This is a genomic window from Streptomyces sp. NPDC034103 (assembly GCF_055575395.1).
Window position 1 is genome coordinate 199,035 of the sequence record NZ_JBVISS010000011.1, and the last position, 21,327, is coordinate 220,361.

Consider the following 21,327-nt stretch of genomic DNA (forward strand, 5'->3'; position numbering starts at 1 on the left):
CGGCGGACCGGCCAGGACCCTGGAGCGCGGGGCCTTGTGCCCTCGGCTCTCCGACACCGGCCGTGCCGGTCAGAGGCAGGGCCCCTCCCCCGGGCAGAACGAGCCGAGCGCCGCGGTCAGCGGCGCGCGGACCAGTGCCGGGGACAGCTCCTCGGGGCCGCTGGCGCGGATCGCGTAGGACTCGCCGTCGGCCGCCCGGAAGCGGTGGTCGATGACCTGGCGCGCGCCGCTGGCCTCGTCGGTGTAGCGGTAGGTCAGTTCGGACCAGGTCTCGCCCTCGTCGCGACCGAGGGCCTGGTAACCGGGCTGGCGGGCGAAGCCGAACCCCGGGTCCTTCTCGGCCAGGCGCAGGGAGTCGGCGGGGCTGTCCTCCGACAACCGGAAGATCTGCAGCTGACGGCCGTCGGCGGGGGCGTCGTAGAAGACCACCGGGGCCTTCTCGCCCTGCTTCTGCCGGCGGGCCCAGTCCTCGGGAACGAAGACCCTGTAGCCGACCGGGTCCTCGGCCAGGCGGTAACCGGAACCGGGTGTGGCCGACGGGGACGCGAGGGGCGAGGCCGACGGGGTGGTCCCGGCGGGCGTGGTCCCGGACGGCGCTGACGGCTCGGTCGGCGCCGACGGTTCGGTCGGTGCGGAGGTCGTGACCGCGACGCTCGCCCCCGGGGTCGCCCCCGGGCCGGTCGACCCCTCCCGGGTCAGGAACCAGACACCGGCGCCGATGCCGGACCCCAGCACGGCCGTCGCGGTGAGCACGAGCAGGACCCGGCGCGGACCACTGACGGACGGCGGCGCGGAGGGCGGCGGTACGTAGGCCGGGGGCGGCGGTTGCGGGTACGGCGGGGGCGGCAGCGGGTGCGGTGTGCCGCCCGTCCGGGGCAGGGCCGACGACCAGGGCGGGGTCGGCGGCGACTGCTGCGGCGGCGCGGCCCAGGGCGGCGGCGCCGGTGAGGTCTGGGTCTCCGCCGAGGCCCAGGGCGGCGCGGCGCCGGTCTGCCCGTGTGGGCCCCAGGCCGCCTGGCCTCTCTCCTCGCTGGGCTCGTGCTCGTCGGAGCCCGAGCTGTAGCCGTTCGCGTCGCCGCTGTCGTTGCCGTTCCCGTGCCATCCGCTGTTCATCGCGAACCCCCCGAATCACCTTGGCGGGTAACGTTCTTGACGGTAGCGGTGAAAACGGGCGCGGGCCCCGCTCCGGAAGAAACCGGAACACGGCCCGTGCAAGCTCGTGACAGAAGCCGCCCCCGAAGGAAGCCGCTTCTCGAAGAGGTCGGCTCAGATGAGGCCGAGGGCGCGGACCGCCTCGCGCTCCTCCGCGAGCTCGGCGACGGAGGCGTCGATCCGGGCGCGGGAGAACTCGTTGATGTCCAGGCCCTGGACGATCTCGTACTTGCCGTCCTTGGCGGTGACGGGGAAGGAGGAGATCAGGCCCTCCGGGACGCCGTAGGAGCCGTCCGACGGAATGCCCATGGAGGTCCAGTCACCGTCGGCGGTGCCGTTGACCCAGGTGTGGACGTGGTCGATGGCGGCGTTGGCGGCCGAGGCGGCGGAGGACGCGCCACGGGCCTCGATGATCGCGGCGCCGCGCTTGGCGACGGTCGGGATGAAGGTGTCGGCCAGCCACTGCTCGTCGTTCACGACCTCGGCGGCGTTCTTGCCGGCGATCTCCGCGTGGAAGATGTCGGGGTACTGCGTGGCGGAGTGGTTGCCCCAGATCGTCAGACGCTTGATGTCGGCGACCGTGGTGCCCGTCTTCTTCGCGAGCTGGGTCAGCGCGCGGTTGTGGTCCAGGCGGGTCATCGCGGTGAAGCGCTCGGCCGGCACGTCCGGGGCGGCGGCCTGGGCGATCAGGGCGTTGGTGTTGGCCGGGTTGCCGACGACGAGGACCTTGATGTCGTCCGCGGCGTGGTCGTTGATGGCCTTGCCCTGCGGCTTGAAGATGCCGCCGTTGGCCTCCAGGAGGTCACCGCGCTCCATGCCCTTGGTGCGCGGGCGGGCGCCCACGAGCAGGGCTACGTTGGCGCCGTCGAAGGCCACGTTCGGGTCGTCGGTGATCTCGATGCCCTGGAGCAGCGGGAACGCGCAGTCGTCCAGCTCCATGGCGGTGCCCTCGGCGGCCTTGAGCGCCGGGGTGATCTCCAGAAGGCGGAGCTTGACCGGCACGTCCGCGCCGAGCAGCTGGCCGGAGGCGATGCGGAAGAGCAGGGCGTAACCGATCTGGCCGGCCGCGCCGGTGACGGTGACGTTCACGGGAGTGCGGGTCATGGAGTTCTCCGTATGACAGCTGTCGGTGGTGGCGTCCCTGCCCCGGGGTGCGGGACGTACAAATGATCGATCTCTCGGCATCAAGAGATCCACCGGTCAGGCTATCGCGCATCCGGGATCACGGACCGCCGGGTTCCTGTGGCCCACCCCACAGAGACGCAAAAAAGCGGCCGCCCGTCCGGGAGAGGGGGACGGGAGCGGCCGCCGAAGGGGGTACCGACATGGCCGGATTCCCGTGGGGGTACGGTTCGCGTGCCCACGATCGGCCCGGCCATGCCGACGGCCCCGGAATTGTTCTCGAAGGCCCGGCGACTACCGGGTGCACCCCTTCTCCCCCGCCGCGAGCGTGGCGCAGGCGACGGCGTCCCCGGCGTCCTTCACCGCGACCATCGGCGTGTACGCGATGGTGTCGCCGGCCGCGGTGATCGACCCGTTCTGCTTGTTCTTGTCGGCCTTGCCGACGCTCACCACGACCTCGTCGCCCTGCGCGGCCTGGGTGATACGGCCCCACGCGGTACCGCAGGTCTTGCTGTAGCGGACCTCCACGACCGTCGTGCCGACGGTGGCGGTCGAGGCGGTGGTCACCAGGTCCCCGCTGCACCCCATGGCCTCCGCGTCCTTGCCGGTGCAGGAGTCGCCGCTGCACTTGACGCCGGGCGGGAGGTCGACGGAGGTGGTGGCGGTCGGGGAGGGCGAGGCGCCCTGACCCTCGTTCTCCTTGTCGCCGCCGCCCTCGGTGAGGAAGTACGCGGCGCCGACCACCACGAGCACACCGACGACGCCCGCGAGGAACATCGTCAGCCGCCGCCTGCCCCCGCCACCGCCGCGAGCGGCGGGACGGGGCCCCTGCGGGGGTTCGCCGTACGACGGGCCAGGGGCCGAGGTCGGCATCGGCGTGGGCGTCGGTGCCGAGGCCGGTGCCGGTCGGGCCGTACCCTCCGGGGCGCGTCCGCCCGTCGGGGAAGGTCCCTTGTATCCGGCCAGGCCCCAGGAGTTCGCGCTGTCGCCGCCGTCCCGGTTCCCGGGCGTGGCGTCCCTGACCTCGGGCGCCGTCGGCTGCGGCGGCACCGTCGGGGCCACGCCCGCGGGCCCGGCCACCCCCGGGGTCGCCGTGGCGCTGGTGCTCTTGCGGGCCGTCCTGCCGCCCTTGGCGCTCGCCGGAGGCGCCCCGAACTCACCGAGCGCGGCGCGCGCCTGCGAGATGCGGATGGCCTCCATGGTCATGTCGTGGCGCATCTCCGAGCGGCTCCAGGCGCGCTCGGCGAGCTCCCACATGGTGGTCAGGTGGATCGGATTGGTGCCGGTGACCTCGGCGAGCGCCACGATCGCACCCTTGGGCGCGAGCAGCCGGCCGTTGAGATAACGCTCCCAGGACGTCTTGCTGTAACCCGTGCGGTCGGCCAGCGCCGCGACGCTCAGACCGCTGCGGTCCACGAGCCGCCTGAGCTGGCTGGCGAACTCCCTGACCTGTGGATCAAGTTCATCGGGCAAGGCCCTCCAACGAGGCATTGCTTCCCCCCTCTTCCCCCCGGTTGGTGCTGGTGTGTTCCCCCCGCGCATGTGCCCTCTGCTCAGGTCCCCGTCTGGCTACCCAAAGGGATGCGCCCGCTAAGGATCTCAGTTCCCGGGGTGGGGGCGCACGGGTGCATCGGGGCTGTGGGCATGCACCGTCGCACGCTCACCATGCCGCGGTCCAGTCTGCACGCGACGGGACGTCCCGGACCATCCCGATCGGACACGCTAACCCGGTTGTTGAGCGACTTCGTCACACATCCGCGAACTTGTCCGCACATCGACACACAGAAGGCACACAATCCGTAAGACTCGCCACTTATCAGGAAACTCACCCAAAAGCCACTACGACGACGCCGGTCACGACAAGCAGGGCCAGCAACAGCAGCGCCGCGTACCGGAGCAGCCGGCCGCCCGTCTCCTCCCGCCGCTCCGCCGGCGGGGTGTCCCACCAAGGGAGCGTGGGATCGTCCTCGTACTCCTCGGCACCCTCCGCCGGGGGCGGCGCGGCGGCCGGGCGGGGCCAGGCCTGGACGGCGAGCTCCCAGCGGACGTTGACGCGTTCGACGTCCGGGGCCGCGAGCCCGACGACCCGGCACAGGGCGGCCACCGCCTGCCGCGGTGGTGGCTGCGTGGCGTTGAGATAGCGGTGCCAGGAGGACTTGCTGTACGCGGTGCGCGCGCCCAGCGAGGCCAGGCTGAGGCCCGTGCGGTCCTTGAGCCGCCGCAGCTGCTCCACGAAGTGCCGCACCTCCGGCGGCAGCTCGTCCGGCAGTGGCTGCCAGGCACTCATCCAGCCCACCTCCACGCTGTCGGACGACATCGGGGAGGTGATCGGTTCCCGTGGTGACAGGGACCGGACACCGTAGCGGAACGGTCACTTCCGTGGCACAGCGCACTGACAGGCGTTGAACAGGGCGTTCGCCGTGCAAGAAGGTGGACGCAGGCGGCGGCCCGTCCTTGCTCGGGGGAGAGGACGGGCCGCCGTTGCCGTGGCAGTGGGCCGCGCGGCTAGCTGTCGACCGTGAAGTGCAGGGTGTCCTTCAGGAACGGGATCTCCAGCCAGGGATCCGGCTGGGCCATCATCGACAGCAGGACGATCACGGTGCCCAGCACGCCGTAGGTGACGATGTCCGTGAAGCGGGAGCGCACCGCGAGCATGCCCACGTCCCGCACCATCCAGCGCAGCACGGCACCGGCGACCAGCGCCGCGCCGATCAGCAGGGTGCCGTAGCGGAAGACGTCGAGGGCGGTGAGCAGCAGGCCGAGCGCCACCACGGCCAGCACCGTGAGGATCGGCCACTGCCGGGCGGGCGCCGGGGCGTCGCTCGGCGCGGCCCGGCCGCCACCCTCGGGACGGGCGGTGTCCCTGGTGAACAGCGGGAAGCGGCGAGTGACCCGGCGCGGCCTGCCCTCGGCGTCGGGCGCGCTGATCGCGTCCCGTACCTCGATGTCGTTCTGCTCCTGGTCAGCCGACACTGCGCTCCGCCGCCTCGACCACGTTGACGAGCAGCTGGGCCCGGGTCATCGGGCCGACACCGCCGGGGTTCGGGGAGATGAACCCGGCGACCTCGGCGACGCCGGGGTGCACGTCGCCCACGATCTTGCCCTCGGCGCTGCGCGAGACACCGACGTCGAGGACGGCGGCGCCGGGCTTCACGTCCTCGGGACGGATGAGGTGGGCGGACCCGGCGGCGGCGACGATGATGTCGGCGCGCTTGAGGTGCGCGGACAGGTCGCGGGTGCCGGTGTGGCACTGGGTCACGGTCGCGTTCTCGCTGCGTCGGGTCAGCAGCAGCGGCATCGGGCGGCCGATGGTGACGCCGCGGCCGACGACCACGACCTCGGCGCCCTTGATCTCCACGCCGTACTGGCGCAGCAGGGTGAGCACACCGTTGGGAGTGCAGGGCAGCGGGGCCGGCTCGTTGAGGACCAGGCGGCCGAGGTTCATCGGGTGGAGGCCGTCGGCGTCCTTGTCCGGGTCCATCAGCTCCAGGATGCGGTTCTCGTCGATGCCCTTGGGGAGCGGCAGCTGGACGATGTAGCCGGTGCAGGCGGGGTCCTCGTTCAACTCCCGCACCACCGCCTCGATCTCCTCCTGCGTCGCCGTCTCCGGCAGTTCGCGCTGGATGGAGGCGATGCCGACCTCCGCGCAGTCGCGGTGCTTGCCCGCGACGTACTTCTGGCTGCCGGGGTCGGCCCCGACGAGGATCGTGCCGAGGCCGGGCGTGACGCCCTTCTCCTTCAGCGCCGCCACGCGGGCGGTCAGATCGGACTTGATCGCGGCTGCGGTGGCCTTGCCATCGAGAATCTGGGCGGTCATGACCCCATCCTCGCGGATGACGGGGTCCCGGTTCCAATCCGGGTCCCCGGGCGCCTGTCCCGGCGTATCCACTCATGATCAGCGATGTTGCACTTGCACAACACATAGGGATTGCGGCTGGACAACGAACCGGCCACTGAAGAACGATTGTGGCCACAGTGCCGCGGGCTGTACCGGGGGGACGAACCGCATCTGTAGAACCTTCCTCCGACCGTGCCGCTCGTCGTCCCCGCACATTCGGTCTACGGAGGAAACACCGCCATGAGTTTCGGCGACCCGAACAACCCCTATGGGCCCCCGCCCCAGCAGCCGCCCGCCGCTCCCCCCGGTTACGGCTACCCGCAGCAGGGACCGCCGCCCGGATATCCGCCGCAGCCGCAGCAGGCCTACCCCGGTTACCCGCCGCAGCCGGCGTACCCCGGCTACCCGGGGGGCGCCAACATGGTGCCGCAGTCGATGCCGGGCCTGCTGGTGACGGCCCGCGTCTTCTTGTTCATCATCTCGGCCGTGCAGATCATCGGCGCCCTGGTCTTCCTCTACTTCGCCGCGTTCGCGAGCGACGTGTCGGACGGCGCCGACGAGCTCGGGTTCAGCACCGGAAGCGACGGCGCCGACATGGCGGCCGGCGTCTTCGGCGTCTTCGCCCTGCTCGCCGCGGGTCTGGCGGCCCTGTCGATCACCCTTGGCGTCAAGTTCAGCCGGGGCGGCCAGGGCATCCGGATCACCACCGTGATCTACGGCGCTCTCGGTGCCATCGTCGGCATCCTCGGCCTGTTCGTCGGTCTCGACTCCGGTCTGGCCTCGGCGGTCGTCGGCCCGCTGCTGTGGCTGGCGTTCGGCGGCATCATCGCGGCCGCCCCGGTCGTCCCCAGCGGCACTGCCTGGTTCGCCCGCCCGCGCTACTGACCCGCACGGCGACCGCGCCGGACTCGCGTTCGCGAACGGACAGTTCACGCCGATCCTGTCCAAGGGCCGTGTCTCGTCCGGGCCGTGTCTCGTCCGGGCCGTGTCTCATCCGGGCCGTGTCTCATCCGGGTCATGTCTCATCCGGGCCGTGTCTCATCCGCACGGGGAGACACGGCCCTGGTCCGCAGCGGGCTGCTCGCCCCGCGCATTTTGCCCTCCCCCTTGGCCGAACTGCGGGCCGCCGGTCCCGTCACCGGCGGGTCCAAGGCCGCCCCGGCACGCTAGCCTCATCCAACTCGCGTGACGCCACTGGGCGTTGAGGCAGAACAGCACTCGGGGGACTCATGACGGACCAGCGGCACCCCACGCCGCCGTACCACGCCGAGCTCATACGCGCCGGCGCCGCTCCGCTCCAGCCCGCCGACCCCGCCCGCATCGGACCGTATGTGCCGCTCGGGCGACTCGGCAGCGGCGGGATGGGACGGGTCCATCTGGCCCGCCCCGCCGACGACGGCCCCGGCCTCGCCGCGGTGAAGGTGATCCGGCCCGAGTACGCCGAGGACCCGGAGTTCCGGCGGCGGTTCGAGCGGGAGGCCGCCGTGCACGGGCGGGTCAGCACCCCGCACGCCCCGCGGCTGCTCGGCACCGGGTTCGAGTCCGAGGACGAGCTGCTGTGGATGGCCACCCGGTACGTCCCCGGCATCAACCTCGCCGACGCCGTACGCAACGGCGGCAGGCTCGAACAGGCCGGTGTGTGGCGGCTGGTGGCGGAGCTGGGGCAGGCCCTCGCGGCACTGGCCGACGCCGGTGTCGTCCACCGGGATCTCAAGCCGTCCAACGTGCTGCTGTCCCCGCGGGGCGTGCACGTCATCGACTTCGGCATCTCCCGGGCCGTCGACAGCAGCACCATCACCGGCACCGGCAGCCGGGTGGGCACCCCGGCGTTCATGTCCCCCGAGTACCTGCGCGAGGGCCGCTGCGACGGGGCCTCCGACGTCTTCTCCCTCGCGGGCACACTGATCTACGCCGCCACCGGGCACACCCCGTTCGGCGACGGCACCGGCGTCGGCGTCATGCACCGGGTGGCCTTCGAGGAGCCCAGGGCGGAGGTGATGTCCGAACTCACCTCCGTCGACAAACCGTTGGCCGCGCTGCTGACCGCCTGCCTCGCCAAGGACCCCGCCGGGCGTCCCACCCCGGCGCAGCTGATCGAGGCCGCCGCGCGCGCACGGCCCGGGGACACCGAGCCCTGGCAGGAACCGTTGGCCACCCGCCTGCTGGAGCAGCAGGAGGCATGCGCGCGGCTGGAGAGGGTCTCGACACGGCAGAGCGCCCGAGGCCGGGTGCCGGGGGCGTCGGGCGTGCCGGGGGCGGCGGAGGCGCCGGGCGTGGCGGGGGCGCGTACGGATGCGCCTCACGCGGGTCCCGCCGCCCCGGGCTCGGCCTCGGACCCGGCACCCGACCCCACCCCCGCTCCCCCACGGCCGCCCGCCCACCACTACGCGACATCCCTCCCCACCCCGCCGGGCGAGTTCGCGCCCTCCGGCCCCACCCCGCCGGGCGAGTTCGCCCCCTCCGCGCCCTCCACTCCCCGCAATCGGAGGAAGCCCTACCTAGCCCTCGCCGCCGCCCTCGCGGTGGCCGTCGGGGTCGTGGGCGCGCTCTTACTCACCCGCTCCTCCCACGAGGAGACAGCCGGACCGTCCCCCACGGTCTCCGCCGGCGCCCCCTCCGACGCCGACGCCGCCTCGGCCCTGCCCCGCGCCTCCGCCCCGCCCGCCGCGAGCGGCTCCGCGGGCAGGCCGGGCGGCACGGCACAGGAGACGGGCGGGGACAGGGAGACCGCGGCCGGTTCCGACGACGGCCCGGTCGGCCGTACCCCCTCCGCGACGGTCACCCAGGGCGGGGGCGGAGCCACGAGTGACGGCGGTGCCCCCACCGCCACGGCCAGCGAGACCGCGGCCGCCCCCGCCGACCCGCCCTGGATCTCCGAGTGCACGTACTACTCCGGCACCGAGCTCACCGGCAGGGGCGACAAGGGCGAGCGCGTGGTCCAGGTCCAGTGCATGCTCACCCGGCGCGGCTACGCCGTCGGCGACTCGGGCGTGGACGGGAAGTTCGGCAAGGGGACCCAGACCGCGGTGAAGCAGTTCCAGAGCGCGAAGGGGCTGGAGGCCGACGGGGAGGTGGGCGCCGAGACCTGGGCGGCGCTGCGGAGTTCGACCTGACGACGACGGGCGTGGCACGCGAGCCGACGTGCGGGCCGGCCGCCGGGTGCGCGGGGCGAGGGGCGATGGGCGCGGTTCAGCCGCCGACTATGTGCCGCAGATACGCGCGCGGGTCGTCCAGATAGCGCCGCCAGTGCTCGACCAGCTCCAGTTCGTGCCACTCCACGGACCGCATGCCGTGCTCGCCGACCTCGATGATCTCGGCGCCGGGCAGGGCCGTGAGCAGGGGTGAGTGGGTGGCGCAGATGATCTGGGCGCCCGCGCGGGAGAGGTCGTCGAGGACGCCGACGAGTTCGAGGCAGGAGGCGAAGGACAGCGCGGACTCCGGCTCGTCCAGGACGTACAGGCCGGGTTCGCGGAAGCGCTCGCGGAACGCCATCAGAAAGCCCTCGCCGTGGCTCATCTCCTCCGGGGTGCCGGTGAGACGGCCGGTGCGCTGCTCCCTGCCGAGCGCGTCGAGCGCGGTCTCGGCGCGCAGGAAGAAGCCCCGGCGCCGGGTGTGCGGGCCCTGGAGCATCCGGCGTCCAGCCCTGGTGGCCTCGAACCGCATCCGGTCGCCGAGCGGCGAGCGCTCCCGCGGACCGGCGTAGCGATGGCCCGCCGAGCCGCCCCAGGGGTCGAGTCCGAAGGCCTCCGCCAGGGCCTCCACGAGGGTCGACTTGCCCGAGCCGTTCTCCCCGACCAGGAAGGTGACCGGGGCGGTGAACCGCAGGCCGTCGTCGAGGAGCTGCCGCACGCACGGCACCGACCAGGGCCAGTGGGCGGGGCCGGCCGGCTCCGCCGCCTCGGCGACATGGGCGTACGCGCGTTCCACGATCATGCCGCCAGGCTCTCATCCGGCACTGACAACGGCGCCCGGTCACGAGGACCGGGCGCCGCGGCACAGTGGAAGCAGCGGGATCGGGCTCAGTGGAAGAAGTGCCGGGTCCCCGTGAAGTACATCGTCACGCCCGCCTTCTTCGCGGCCTCCACGACCAGTTCGTCACGGACCGAGCCGCCCGGCTGCACGACCGCCTTCACGCCGGCCTCGATCAGGATTTCCAGGCCGTCGGGGAAGGGGAAGAACGCGTCGGAGGCGGCGTAGGAGCCCTGCGCGCGCTCGGCACCCGCCCGCTCCACGGCCAGCTTGGCGGAGTCGACACGGTTGACCTGCCCCATGCCGACGCCGACCGAGGCGCCGTCCTTGGCGAGGAGGATGGCGTTGGACTTCACCGCGCGGCAGGCCTTCCAGGCGAACGACAGCTCGGCGAGCTCGGCCGCGCTCAGCGCCTCACCCGTCGCCAGCGTCCAGTTCGCCGGGTCGTCACCGTCCGCCTGGAGGCGGTCGGTGACCTGGAGGAGCGCGCCGCCGTCGACGAGCTTGAGCTCGACCGGGTTCGCGGGCGCGGCCGGGGCCTTCAGCACGCGGATGTTCTTCTTCTTGGCGAGGGCCTCCAGGGCCCCCTCCTCGTAGTCCGGCGCGACGATGACCTCGGTGAAGATCTCGGCGACCTGCTCGGCCATCTCCTTCGACACCGGACGGTTGACCGCGATCACGCCGCCGAACGCCGACAGCGGGTCACACGCGTGTGCCTTGCGGTGGGCCTCGGCGACGTCCGCGCCGACCGCGATACCGCAGGGGTTGGCGTGCTTGATGATCGCGACGGCGGGCTCGTCGTGGTCGTACGCGGCACGGCGGGCGGCGTCCGTGTCCGTGTAGTTGTTGTACGACATCTCCTTGCCGTGCAACTGCTCGGCCTCGGCCAGGCCGCCGTCGCTGCCGTCGACGTAGAGGGCAGCCGGCTGGTGCGGGTTCTCGCCGTAGCGGAGGGTGTTCTTGCGCTCCCAGGTGGCGCCCAGGAAGTCGGGGAACCGCGACTCGTCCACGGGCGCGTAGGAGGAGGCGAACCAGGAGGCGACCGCCACGTCGTAGGACGCGGTGTGCTGGAAGGCCTCGGCCGCGAGCCGCTTGCGGGTGGTGAGGTCGAACCCGCCGTCCTGGACGGCGCTCAGGACGTCGGCGTACCGCGCGGGGCTGGTGACGACGGCGACCGAGGGGTGGTTCTTGGCGGCGGCCCGGACCATCGAGGGGCCGCCGATGTCGATCTGCTCGACGCACTCGTCCGGCGAGGCGCCCGAGGCGACGGTCTCGCGGAACGGGTAGAGGTTGACGACGACCAGGTCGAACGGCTCGACGCCCAGCTCGGCGAGCTGGCGCTGGTGGTCCTCCAGGCGCAGGTCGGCGAGGATGCCGGCGTGCACGCGCGGGTGCAGCGTCTTGACGCGGCCGTCCAGGCACTCGGGGAAGCCGGTGAGCTCCTCGACCTTGGTGACGGGGACACCGGCGGCGGCGATCCGGCCGGCGGTGGACCCGGTGGAGACGAGCTCCACGCCCGCCTCGTGCAGCCCGCGCGCGAGGTCTTCCAGACCCGTCTTGTCGTAGACGCTGACGAGCGCCCGTCGGATGGGCCGCTTGTTGCTCTCGGCGGTCACTGGATAACTACCTTTCGTCCCTCAATGCGATAGCCGTTGCGGGCGAGCCGCCCCACGACATCGACGAGCAGCCTTCGCTCGACTTCCTTGATGCGCTCGTGCAGAGCGTTCTCGTCGTCCTCGTCCCGGACCTCGACCACGCCCTGGGCGATGATCGGTCCGGTGTCGACGCCGTCGTCGACGAAGTGGACGGTGCAGCCGGTGACCCGGGCGCCGTACGCGAGCGCGTCACGGACGCCGTGGGCGCCGGGGAAACTGGGCAGCAGGGCGGGGTGGGTGTTCACGAACCGCCCGCCGAAGCGCGCGAGGAACTCCTTGCCCACGATCTTCATGAACCCGGCGGAGACCACCAGGTCGGGCTCGTACGCGGCGGTCGCCTCGGCGAGGGCGGCGTCCCACTCCTCGCGGGTCCCGTAGTCCCTGACCCTGCGGACGAAGGTCGGGATGCCGGCCCGCTCGGCACGGGCGAGCCCCTCGATGCCGTCGCGGTCGGCGCCGACCGCCACGATCTCGGCACCGTAGGCGTCCGTGCCGACCTGGCCGATGGTGTCGAGCAGCGCCTGGAGGTTGGTGCCTGATCCGGAGACCAGCACGACGAGGCGCTTGGCCACGGGCTTGGCGGCCACGGTGGGGCCCTTTCTCGGGGGAGCGTTTTCCGTACGGTCGGCCGTCCGGACGTGCGTTATGTACGTTCGTACGAATGCTTCGCGCCCCGGGATACGGGGAAGTCTACGAAGCGGCCGAACGCCAGCAACGATACCGGCACTCCGGGCGGCCCCCACGGGACGGGGGCGGGGCCGGGAGGTAGCGTCTGCTACGGCCCGAGTCGGGAACGTGGTCGTCGTGCGGTGCGTTTCCCGGATGAAGGCCCACACCGGACAGCCGTTCCACCGTCCGATCGTCGCCGTCACTCGTCATATCACCTAGGGGAAGACGCTCACTTGATGCCGGACCGCAGCCTGCGACTCCTTTCGCTCCCCCCGCAGCAGGCGCAGGGAGGGGAGCACCGCGGCGTGCTGCTGCGGGAGCGCCCCGCCTCACCGCCCGACGCGCCCTCGGACCAGCCGGACCGCAAGGCGGAGGAGGACAACCCCTTCGCGCCGCCGCCGGAGGGCACCCCCGACCGCCCCTGGCAGCCGCGCCGCCCGGCGGGCGACTCGTCCGACGACGACGAGGGGCGTCGGTCGCCGTGGGGCAGCCAGTGGAGCGACCGCCAGCCCGGCCGCTCCTCCGGCAACTTCGGCGACCGCCCCGGCAGCGGCTCCGGCCCCGAGGGCCAGGGCGGTCCCGGCCAGGGCGGGGGCATGCGCTGGGACCCGACCGACCCGGCCCAGCGCCACGCGCGGTACTCCCTGCTGAGCGGTATGTGGGCGTTCTTCTTCGCCCTCTTCAGCTGGCCGTACGTCGCGCTGCTGCTCGGCGCGCTCGCCCTGTACTGGGGCATCAGCGCCCTGCGCGCCAAGCCGCGCACCTCCGACCCGGACGCCTCGGCGCCTGAGACGGGGGGCCGCCCGCAGCGGACGGCGGCCATCAGCGGACTGGTCACCTCGTCGCTGGCGATCGCCCTGGTGGCGGGCACGTTCGCGCTTCAGCTCGTCTACAGCGACTTCTACACCTGCACCAACGACGCTCTCACCAACGAGGCGAAGCAGTCCTGCGACCGTCTGCTGCCGGAGCAGCTGCGGGACGTCTTCGGCACCGGCTGACCCTCACTCCGGCGGCTCGGGAGGCGCCGACACCTCTTTGAGCGCCGCCCACCGGGCCTGCCGGGAGGCGTCCCGCTCGGCGTCGTCGGGCCAGGCCCGCGGGTCGGCGGGCAGGAAGTCGTACGGCTCGAAGGAGGGGTCGTCCTCGCCGTGGCCGTACGGCGCTGCGGGTGCGGGGGCCGGCCGGGCGTGCTTGCCGCGGGAGAACCAGCGGCGCGAAGAGGTCGCTCTCGCGGCGGCCGGGGTGGCGCCCTCGTCCGACGGTGCCGTGGGGCGGCCGCCGCCTGTCGCGGACTGCGGTACGGGTGGGCGGGCGCCCTTCTTGCGCGAGAACCAGCCACCGGGTGCGGGGGACTGTGTCCGCGGCACCCGGATGCCGGGCTCCGACGCGAACCGCTCCTCGCCGGCCCCCCGCGGCGGTAGGGCACCGACCGACACCACCGGCACCGCCGTCAGCCCGGTGGACACCGCCTCCGTCCCGGGCCCGCGCTCCCGCCGTTCCCGGCACCGCCACGCCCGTACCCCCACGGCCGTCGGGATGGCCGCCAGCGAGACCCAGGCCAGCGCCGCCGCACCCGTCAGCCACCACACCGGTCCGAACCGGGCGAGCGCGGCGACGCCGAGCGGACCGCCCGCGAGCGCGGCGAGCAACGCGACCGCGGCCGCGCACAGGACGCCGGCCAGCCAGGCGGTACCGGCGGTCCGACCTCGGGACCAGGGAGCGACCGCAGGCGAGGCGCTCCCTTTCTCCTCTCCCCCCATCCTCTTCTCGTCGCCTCTCATCGTCGGCACCCCGGACCCGGCGCCGGCCGAGCGTCGGCTCCCGGCCCGTCCCACGAAGCAGCCCACCGTCACCCCGGCCACCAGGGGCACCCCGGCGGCGGCCCAGTTCGGCCATGTCCCCGCTCCCGCGTCCGGGACCGCCGCCAGCAGCGGGAACGGCGGCAGGAGCGGCGCGGGCGCCGACGACAGGGGGCCGACCACATGCCCCGCCCCGAGCACGAAGCCCGGCCCCAGCGCGTACGAGGCCGACCAGACGGCCGCGTTGGGGAGCAGCGCGACGCACAGCAGCAGCACCGCGAACCGGCCCGACCAGCCCTCCGTCAGCTGGAGGAAGGAGAGCCGGGTGGCGTTGCCGTGCCACACCAGGGACGTTCCCAGCAGCAGCGTGCCACCGCCCACCAGCACCACCACACCCGCGCCGGCCGCGCGCACCGCCGCAGCGAGACGGTTCCGGGCGTCCGGGTCGAGGAGCAGCCGCCGAATCCCCGCGGGCAGTGGCAGCAGCACGTCGTCCACGGGTTCGCGTGGGCGCCCGTACGCCGTCCAGACCCCCGCGCCCGCCGCCGAGACCACGACCAGGGGCACGCACACCACTGTCCACACCCACGCCGGTCGCAGCTCGCCGCCGGCCGCATACAGCGCGGCCCCTGTCCCGACGGTGAGATAGCCGAGGACCACGCCCGTGAACGCCGCCCCTCCCGTGGCCTCGGGGGCGTCGTCCACCGCGTCCCGCGCGGCCCGGTGCACCAGCCACACCGGCAGCGCGAGCAGCAGCAACGGCGTCACCCCCACCGGTGCCGGGACCCCGGACAGCGTGTCGGTGCGCACCAGTTCCGCCCCGTGCGCCAGCAGCCACAGCGCCGCGGCGACGTGCAGCGCCCCGTCCGGGCCGCTGTCGGGATACGGCGAACTGATCCACAGCACCATCACCAGCACGGCGAGCGAGCCGAGCCCGAGCCCGGCCGCGAACACGCCGCCCAGCAGGCCCGCGGCCAGTCCGGGCGAGCGGTCGCGCACCCGGGTGAGCACGGACGACAGGGGAAATCGGCGAACGGTCATCTGGTTCACGACCGTCATGCTCCCAACGACACGCGCTTTCTCGTCGTAACAGGCGAACCCCCGATGTGTCGCTCAATATACGACTATGTACTTTTTCGTACGAAGGGGCGTGCTGTGACTCAGGGCCCTGCCACCCCGCTGCCGCCACCCAAGGAACGCCGACGCCTGCGCGAGGCCGGGTCGTTGACGCGGGCTCAGGTCGCGGAGCGGATGGGCGTCACCCCCGAGACGGTCCGAGCGTGGGAGTCCGGCCGCACGAACCCGCGGGGCCGGAAGCGGGAGACGTACGCCCACCTGCTGAGCACCCTGGCGGAGGAGCGGCAGCGGGCCGAGGTGACGGCACCTCAGGAGGTGGCGGGCGTGCAGACGGTGACGGTCACACAGGAGGGGGCGGGCGCGCGGGAGGCGGCCGTCGCGGAGACGGTGGCGGTCGCGCAGGCGGTGGCGGTTGCGCAGGCGGTGGCGGTCGCGCAGGCGGTCGCGGGACCCGAGCCCGAGGCGCCCATGGGGCCCACGGGCGGGGGCGAGCCGCTCACCGCCGAGCCCGAGTCGACTCCCGCCGGGGCCGAGTCGCCCCCCGCCAAGCCCCTGACGCCCGCTCAGGCGTTCGACGCGCTCTACGCGTTCTGCGCGCCCGCCCTCGTGCGGCAGGCCTATCTGCTCACCGGCCGACGCGAACTCGCCCGCGAATCCGTCGAACGGGCCTTCCAGCTCGCCTGGCAGCGCTGGCCCGAGGTCGCCGTCGACCGTGACCCGGCGGGCTGGGTCCGGGCCGCGGCGTACGAGTACGCCCTCTCCCCCTGGCACCGCTTCCGCCCCCGCTACCGGCACCCCGAACCACCCCCCGCCGACGCTTCCGACCGCGCCCTGCTCGACGTACTCCTCAAGCTCCCCCCGCCCTACCGCCGCACGCTTCTGCTCTACGACGGTGTCGGCCTCGACCTGCCGGAGACCGCCGCGGAGACGGAGGCGAGCACGCCGGCGGCGGCCGGCCGGCTGCTGCACGCGCGCGAGGTCGTCGCCACGCGCGTCCCCGAAGTGGCCGACCCCGCCGCTCTGCACCGACGGCTGGCCGAACTCGCCTCCACGGAGCGGCTGCGCGCCGCGAAGCCGCCGACGGTGCGCACGGGCGGTGAACGCCGGGCACGTTTCTGGACGCGGGCGGCCATCGCGTTCACGGTGGCGTTGATCGGGACGACGGCGTTGACGGTGCGGACCGCTCCGACGCACTACGAGCCACCGATCGCCCCGGGCGCGGAGATCCAGGGCGTGCCGCCGCGGGTCGCGCAGGGCGCGTTGTCGGAGGCGGAGGTGGAGCTGCGGGAGAAGCTGCGGGGCGCGATGACGAGCGGCCCGGAGAGGGTGCTACCGCTGAGTCGTTAGCCCGCGGGCCGGTGGGAGCTTGGTCGCGCGGTTCCCCGCGCCCCTGAAAGCGTGGGTCCGGTGCACGCACCTCAGGGGCGCGGGGAACCGCGCGAACGGCCACGACGCGCCCGCAGCCGCCAGACCACGACGCGAGGCAGATGCTTGAGCGCACTGTGGGCCCGCCCCCACTCCGGGGAACGGGCCCACAAACGCTCAGTTAGGCAACGGCTGTTCAGCCGGCCAGAATCTCGCGCGCCAGCTTCGCCGTCTCGGTCGGCGTCTTGCCGACCTTGACGCCGGCGGCCTCGAGGGCCTCCTGCTTCGCGGCGGCCGTGCCGGAGGAGCCGGAGACGATGGCGCCGGCGTGGCCCATGGTCTTGCCCTCGGGCGCGGTGAAGCCCGCGACGTAGCCGACGACCGGCTTCTTCACGTTCTCCTTGATGAACGCCGCGGCCCGCTCCTCGGCGTCGCCGCCGATCTCACCGATCATCACGATCAGGTCGGTGTCGGGGTCGGCCTCGAACGCGGCGAGCGCGTCGATGTGCGTCGTACCGATGACCGGGTCGCCACCGATGCCGACGGCGGACGAGAAGCCGATGTCCCGCAGCTCGTACATCATCTGGTAGGTCAGCGTGCCGGACTTCGAGACCAGACCGATGCGGCCCGGCTTGGTGATGTCGCCCGGGATGATGCCGGCGTTCGACTGGCCCGGGGTGATGAGACCGGGGCAGTTCGGGCCGATGATCCGGGTCTTGTTGCCCTTCGAGACGGCGTAGGCGTAGAACGCCGCCGAGTCGTGGACCGCGATGCCCTCGGTGATGACGACCGCGAGCGGGATCTCGGCGTCGATCGCCTCGACCACGGCGGCCTTGGCGAAGGCCGGCGGGACGAAGAGGACGGATACGTTCGCGCCCGTCTTCTCGATCGCCTCGGCAACCGTGCCGAAGACCGGGATCTCGTTGCCGTCGATGTCGACCGACGTGCCCGCCTTGCGCGGGTTCACGCCACCGACGATGTTCGTGCCGTCGGCCAGCATGAGCTTGGTGTGCTTCATGCCCGTGGCACCGGTCATGCCCTGGACGATGACCTTGCTGTCCTTGTTGAGGAAGATAGCCATGGCTGTGTCTGTCCCTCTTCCTTACTTCGCAGCCGCGAGCTCGGCGGCCTTGTCGGCCGCGCCGTCCATGGTGTCCACGCGCTGGACCAGCGGGTGGTTGGCGTCGGAGAGGATCTTGCGACCCAGCTCGGCGTTGTTGCCGTCCAGCCGGACGACCAGCGGCTTGGTGACTTCCTCGCCCTTGTCCGCGAGCAGCTGCAGCGCCTGCACGATGCCGTTGGCGACCTCGTCACAGGCGGTGATGCCACCGAAGACGTTGACGAAGACCGACTTGACGTCGGGGTCGCCGAGGATGATCTCCAGGCCGTTCGCCATGACGGCGGCGGAGGCGCCACCGCCGATGTCGAGGAAGTTGGCCGGCTTGACGCCACCGTGGTTCTCACCGGCGTACGCGACGACGTCCAGGGTGCTCATGACGAGACCCGCGCCGTTGCCGATGATGCCGACCTCACCGTCGAGCTTGACGTAGTTGAGGTTCTTGGCCTTGGCAGCGGCCTCGAGCGGGTTGGCCGCGTCCTTGTCCTGGAGGGCCTCGTGCTCCGGCTGACGGAACTCGGCGTTCTCGTCCAGGGACACCTTGCCGTCCAGGGCGATGACGTCACCGGAGGCGACCTTCGCCAGCGGGTTGACCTCGACCAGGAGGGCGTCCTCCTTGATGAAGGTGTCCCACAGCTTGACGAGGACGTTGACGACCTTGTCCGCGACCTCGGCCGGGAACTTCGCGGCCTCGACGATCTCGCGGGCCTTGGCCTCGGTCACGCCCTCGTTGGCGTCGATCGGCGTCTTGGCGACGGCCTCGGGGCGGGTCTCCGCCACCTCCTCGATCTCCATGCCGCCCTCGACGGACGCGATGGAGAGGAAGGTGCGGTTGGCACGGTCGAGGAGGAAGGAGACGTAGTACTCCTCCACGATCTCGGGCGCCGTCTCGGCGATCATCACCTTGTGGACCGTGTGGCCCTTGATGTCCATGCCGAGGATGTTGGTCGCGTGCTCGACCGCCTCGTCCGGGGTGGCGGCCAGCTTCACGCCACCGGCCTTGCCACGGCCGCCGACCTTCACCTGGGCCTTGACGACGGACTTGCCACCAAGACGCTCGGTGGCTGCGCGGGCCGCCTCAGGCGTGTCGATGACTTCACCGGCCAGCACCGGTACATCGTGCTTGGCGAAGAGGTCCCTCGCCTGGTACTCGAACAGGTCCACGCGCTTCCGTCCCTATCAGTGATCTCGCGGTTCGTTGTCTGCGTGGGCGTGCCGCGAGGGCAACGTGACGTCCGACCGTGTCTGTCACAAGGGAGGCGCACACGGTGTCCGAGCGCGCGGCATGTCCGTCTCGCAGGTTATCGCTGGTTGCGGAGGGCCCCTAAATCGAGGGTCACACCTGAGCGGTGATACCTGTCACATGATGCCGCCCTCACCGGCACGGTGTGCCAGGTGTGAGGGGTCGGGGGCCACAGAGGGAAGGGCCTCACCGGGCTGGGGTTGACCCGGTGAGGCCCCTTGAACAGCCCCTTTGGGGGCGCGGGGCGGTCGGTCCCCACCCCAATGGGGACCGCGCCTCCCCGACCGTGAGGCTTCGACCGGACAGACCGACGGCTTTCGGCCGTCCGGGTCCTACGTCCTCACGGAGTCTGTTGTCCGCCGCGGCTGCGACGGGGTGGGGTCATGCGTCGTACGAGATGCCGTACGGCTGGGCGTAGGCGGGCGTGACCGCCTCGGTGACGCCCCACGCACCGGTGACGGCGTTGTGGGCCAGGGGGGTCACGCCGTCGACCGTGTGACCGACGACCGGCGCGACCCCGCCGACGACGGGCCGCACATCGCCGACCACGCCGTACGCGAAGGGGGCGACCTCGCCCGTCACGCCGTACGCGAGGTCCCCGGCGCCCTCGGACACCGGCTGGACCGTCCGGGCCACGGTGCCGACGACGGGCCGGACGGCGCCGGTGACACCGTCCGCGAAGGGCCCGACCTCGTCCGTCACGCCGTACGCCAGATCCGCGGTGTGCCCTCCCACGCCGGACGCGAGCGGCGGCACGGCACCTACGACAGGCCGGACGCCGGTGGTCACGCCGTACGCCAGACCACCCGCGTCCGCGACGGCCCGCCCCGCGACCGGGACCACGCCCTGCACCGCCGCGTTCGCGACAGGCGGCAGCACGGCACCCGTGGCATCGACGGCGACCCGTCCGGCCAGACCGGCGCCGTACGCGGGCACGTCGGCGGCGACCCCGTCCACGACGGGGTGCAGCCCGGCCACGGCACCGGTGGCGACGGGGGTCACGCCATGCGCCGCCGCGCCGACGAGGTCGTGGGCGTCATCGACGGTGGCGGTGACGACGGGCAGGACGTCGGCCACGACGCCGTACGCGAGCGCGGTCGCGGCCTCGGCGGTGCCGCCGACGATCGGGACGACCCCGCTCACCGCGCCGGTGGCCACGGGGCCCACGCCCCGCACGGTGTGCGTGGCGACCGGGACCACTCCCCCCACCGTGCGCTCCGCGACCGGGGCGACCCCGGCCACCACCTGGTCCGCGACGGGCCGCACCCCGTCCACGGCGGCAACGGCCACCGGGGGCCCGGCGGCGGCGACCGTCTCGTCGACGATCGGGGTGACGGTGCCGGGGACGGCGGAGACGGTGCCGGGGACGGCGGAGGCGGTGGCGGTCACCTGCCGGCGTATGGCGTCGATCGTGCCGGTGACGTGCGCGGCGCCGGTGACTCCGGTGGCGGTACGGGCCGCCGACCGCGCGGCCGGGAGCCTGGTCTGGGCGGCGGCGAGGGCCCGCTCGAGCTCCGGGGCGAAAGCGGCGAGGGGGCCGAAGAGGTGGTCGACCTCATCCTGCGGGGTGGTCGGGTCGGTGATCGCGTCGGAGGCGGTGACCCGGGCGGTCTCGGCGGTCCCGTGGGCGGCCCCGGCCTGTGCCTGCGCGGCGCGGGCGGCCTTCGCGCCCTGGATGGCTGCGGCGCCCTTGAGCTTCGCGGCGGCGTTGGTGGTGGGGGCGGCGGTGACGGTCTTGGGGGCCGGGGTGGTCTTGGGGACCGTGGTGGTCTGCGGGGCGGTGACCTTCGCCGCGATGTAGTGGCCGGCCTGGTCGACGGGGCCTGCGGTGTCGGCGGCCGCGGTGGTGTCCTCCACGGTCGAGGTCACTCCGGAGACGGTGTCCCGCGCATCGGGGACAACGCCGTCGACCGTGCCCGTCACGGCGTCCGAGACGTCGGTCGTCGTGTCCGACGCGGACAGCGAGGAGGCGGGGAGCTCGTCGGCGCTCGCCACGCTGGAGCCGAGCGCCCACGCGCCGGTGACGCCGGCGGCTATGACGATGGAACGGCGGATGTTCTTGTTCATGCGTACGTCAGATCCTTGAATCCTGGGGGTCCGAGGCTCCCGGGAGATCCGCGAGGGGCTCTGGCCTCTGCGGCAAGCCCCTGGGCTGAGCCCCTGGGCTGAGCCTCTGGGGCGCGTCCGCGACGGAACTCGGGTGCTTTCGGAGGGCTGGGGACACTTCCGGTGCCGGTCCGACCGCGCTGCCCGGGGGTCGGGCGCTGCGGCGTCGGATAGGGCTTCGACGAGGGGTAGACCGGTTCCGCCCCCGCGCGACA

General features: G+C 72.9%; 17 protein-coding genes. 4 read left to right on the top strand and 13 right to left on the bottom strand.

The window, feature by feature from the left end; genetic code table 11:
* Positions 1-69: 69 nt before the first annotated feature.
* The 6 genes from ACZ56U_RS25435 to ACZ56U_RS25460 form a co-directional block, all read right to left on the bottom strand.
* Positions 70-1,113: a hypothetical protein gene (locus ACZ56U_RS25435; RefSeq protein ID WP_469086297.1), complete on the bottom strand. Its 1,044-nt coding sequence runs from the start codon at positions 1,111-1,113 to the stop codon at positions 70-72.
* Between the two features lie 153 nt (positions 1,114-1,266).
* Positions 1,267-2,256: a malate dehydrogenase gene (locus tag ACZ56U_RS25440; RefSeq protein ID WP_469086298.1), complete on the bottom strand. Its 990-nt coding sequence runs from the start codon at positions 2,254-2,256 to the stop codon at positions 1,267-1,269.
* Between the two features lie 312 nt (positions 2,257-2,568).
* On the bottom strand, positions 2,569-3,765 hold the full coding sequence (locus ACZ56U_RS25445) for a helix-turn-helix domain-containing protein (RefSeq protein WP_469086299.1): 1,197 nt from the start codon (positions 3,763-3,765) through the stop codon (positions 2,569-2,571).
* 334 nt (positions 3,766-4,099) lie between these two features.
* A complete protein-coding gene (locus ACZ56U_RS25450) occupies positions 4,100-4,561 on the bottom strand; it encodes a helix-turn-helix domain-containing protein (protein ID WP_469086300.1) in 462 nt (153 codons plus the stop codon).
* A 218-nt stretch (positions 4,562-4,779) separates the two neighbouring features.
* Complete coding sequence (locus ACZ56U_RS25455) at positions 4,780-5,247, bottom strand: DUF3017 domain-containing protein (protein ID WP_469086301.1); 468 nt, start codon at positions 5,245-5,247, stop codon at positions 4,780-4,782.
* Positions 5,237-6,091, bottom strand: coding sequence for a bifunctional methylenetetrahydrofolate dehydrogenase/methenyltetrahydrofolate cyclohydrolase (locus ACZ56U_RS25460; protein ID WP_469086302.1), 855 nt, complete (start codon positions 6,089-6,091; stop codon positions 5,237-5,239). Before ACZ56U_RS25460 ends, ACZ56U_RS25455 begins: the two co-directional genes overlap by 11 nt.
* Positions 6,092-6,352: 261 nt before the next feature.
* Here ACZ56U_RS25460 and ACZ56U_RS25465 point away from each other — a divergent pair, with 261 nt between their 5' ends.
* A complete protein-coding gene (locus ACZ56U_RS25465; protein WP_469086303.1) occupies positions 6,353-6,997 on the top strand; it encodes a hypothetical protein in 645 nt (214 codons plus the stop codon).
* A 344-nt stretch (positions 6,998-7,341) separates the two neighbouring features.
* Positions 7,342-9,225, top strand: coding sequence for a protein kinase domain-containing protein (locus ACZ56U_RS25470; RefSeq protein ID WP_469086304.1), 1,884 nt, complete (start codon positions 7,342-7,344; stop codon positions 9,223-9,225).
* Between the two features lie 76 nt (positions 9,226-9,301).
* Here ACZ56U_RS25470 and ACZ56U_RS25475 read toward each other — a convergent pair whose 3' ends face one another.
* The 3 genes from ACZ56U_RS25475 to purN form a co-directional block, all read right to left on the bottom strand.
* Positions 9,302-10,045: an AAA family ATPase gene (locus ACZ56U_RS25475; protein WP_469086305.1), complete on the bottom strand. Its 744-nt coding sequence runs from the start codon at positions 10,043-10,045 to the stop codon at positions 9,302-9,304.
* Between the two features lie 86 nt (positions 10,046-10,131).
* Positions 10,132-11,697, bottom strand: a complete 1,566-nt coding sequence (gene purH, locus ACZ56U_RS25480; protein ID WP_469086306.1) for a bifunctional phosphoribosylaminoimidazolecarboxamide formyltransferase/IMP cyclohydrolase — start codon at positions 11,695-11,697, stop codon at positions 10,132-10,134.
* Positions 11,694-12,323 (bottom strand): phosphoribosylglycinamide formyltransferase, encoded by a 630-nt coding sequence (purN, locus tag ACZ56U_RS25485; RefSeq protein ID WP_469086307.1) that lies wholly within the window; start codon positions 12,321-12,323, stop codon positions 11,694-11,696. The genes purH and purN overlap by 4 nt, the downstream gene beginning before the upstream one ends.
* A 318-nt stretch (positions 12,324-12,641) precedes the next feature.
* Here purN and ACZ56U_RS25490 point away from each other — a divergent pair, with 318 nt between their 5' ends.
* Positions 12,642-13,403 (top strand): hypothetical protein, encoded by a 762-nt coding sequence (locus ACZ56U_RS25490; protein ID WP_469086308.1) that lies wholly within the window; start codon positions 12,642-12,644, stop codon positions 13,401-13,403.
* 3 nt (positions 13,404-13,406) lie between these two features.
* On the opposite strand, the gene ACZ56U_RS25495 is transcribed toward ACZ56U_RS25490, so the two are convergent.
* Positions 13,407-15,263 carry a cell division protein PerM gene (locus tag ACZ56U_RS25495; RefSeq protein WP_469086309.1) on the bottom strand — a complete coding sequence of 619 codons (1,857 nt, stop codon included), beginning with the start codon at positions 15,261-15,263 and terminating at the stop codon, positions 13,407-13,409.
* A 96-nt stretch (positions 15,264-15,359) separates the two neighbouring features.
* Between ACZ56U_RS25495 and ACZ56U_RS25500 the strand changes: the two genes are divergently transcribed.
* On the top strand, positions 15,360-16,628 hold the full coding sequence (locus ACZ56U_RS25500) for a helix-turn-helix domain-containing protein (protein ID WP_469086310.1): 1,269 nt from the start codon (positions 15,360-15,362) through the stop codon (positions 16,626-16,628).
* A gap of 214 nt (positions 16,629-16,842) precedes the next feature.
* Here ACZ56U_RS25500 and sucD read toward each other — a convergent pair whose 3' ends face one another.
* From sucD to ACZ56U_RS25515, 3 genes are all read right to left on the bottom strand, one after another.
* Positions 16,843-17,727 (bottom strand): succinate--CoA ligase subunit alpha, encoded by an 885-nt coding sequence (gene sucD / locus ACZ56U_RS25505; RefSeq protein WP_469086311.1) that lies wholly within the window; start codon positions 17,725-17,727, stop codon positions 16,843-16,845.
* A 21-nt stretch (positions 17,728-17,748) separates the two neighbouring features.
* Positions 17,749-18,927, bottom strand: coding sequence for an ADP-forming succinate--CoA ligase subunit beta (gene sucC, locus ACZ56U_RS25510; protein ID WP_391234595.1), 1,179 nt, complete (start codon positions 18,925-18,927; stop codon positions 17,749-17,751).
* A gap of 460 nt (positions 18,928-19,387) precedes the next feature.
* Positions 19,388-21,073, bottom strand: coding sequence for a hypothetical protein (locus ACZ56U_RS25515; protein WP_469086312.1), 1,686 nt, complete (start codon positions 21,071-21,073; stop codon positions 19,388-19,390).
* Between the last annotated feature and the right edge of the window lie 254 nt (positions 21,074-21,327).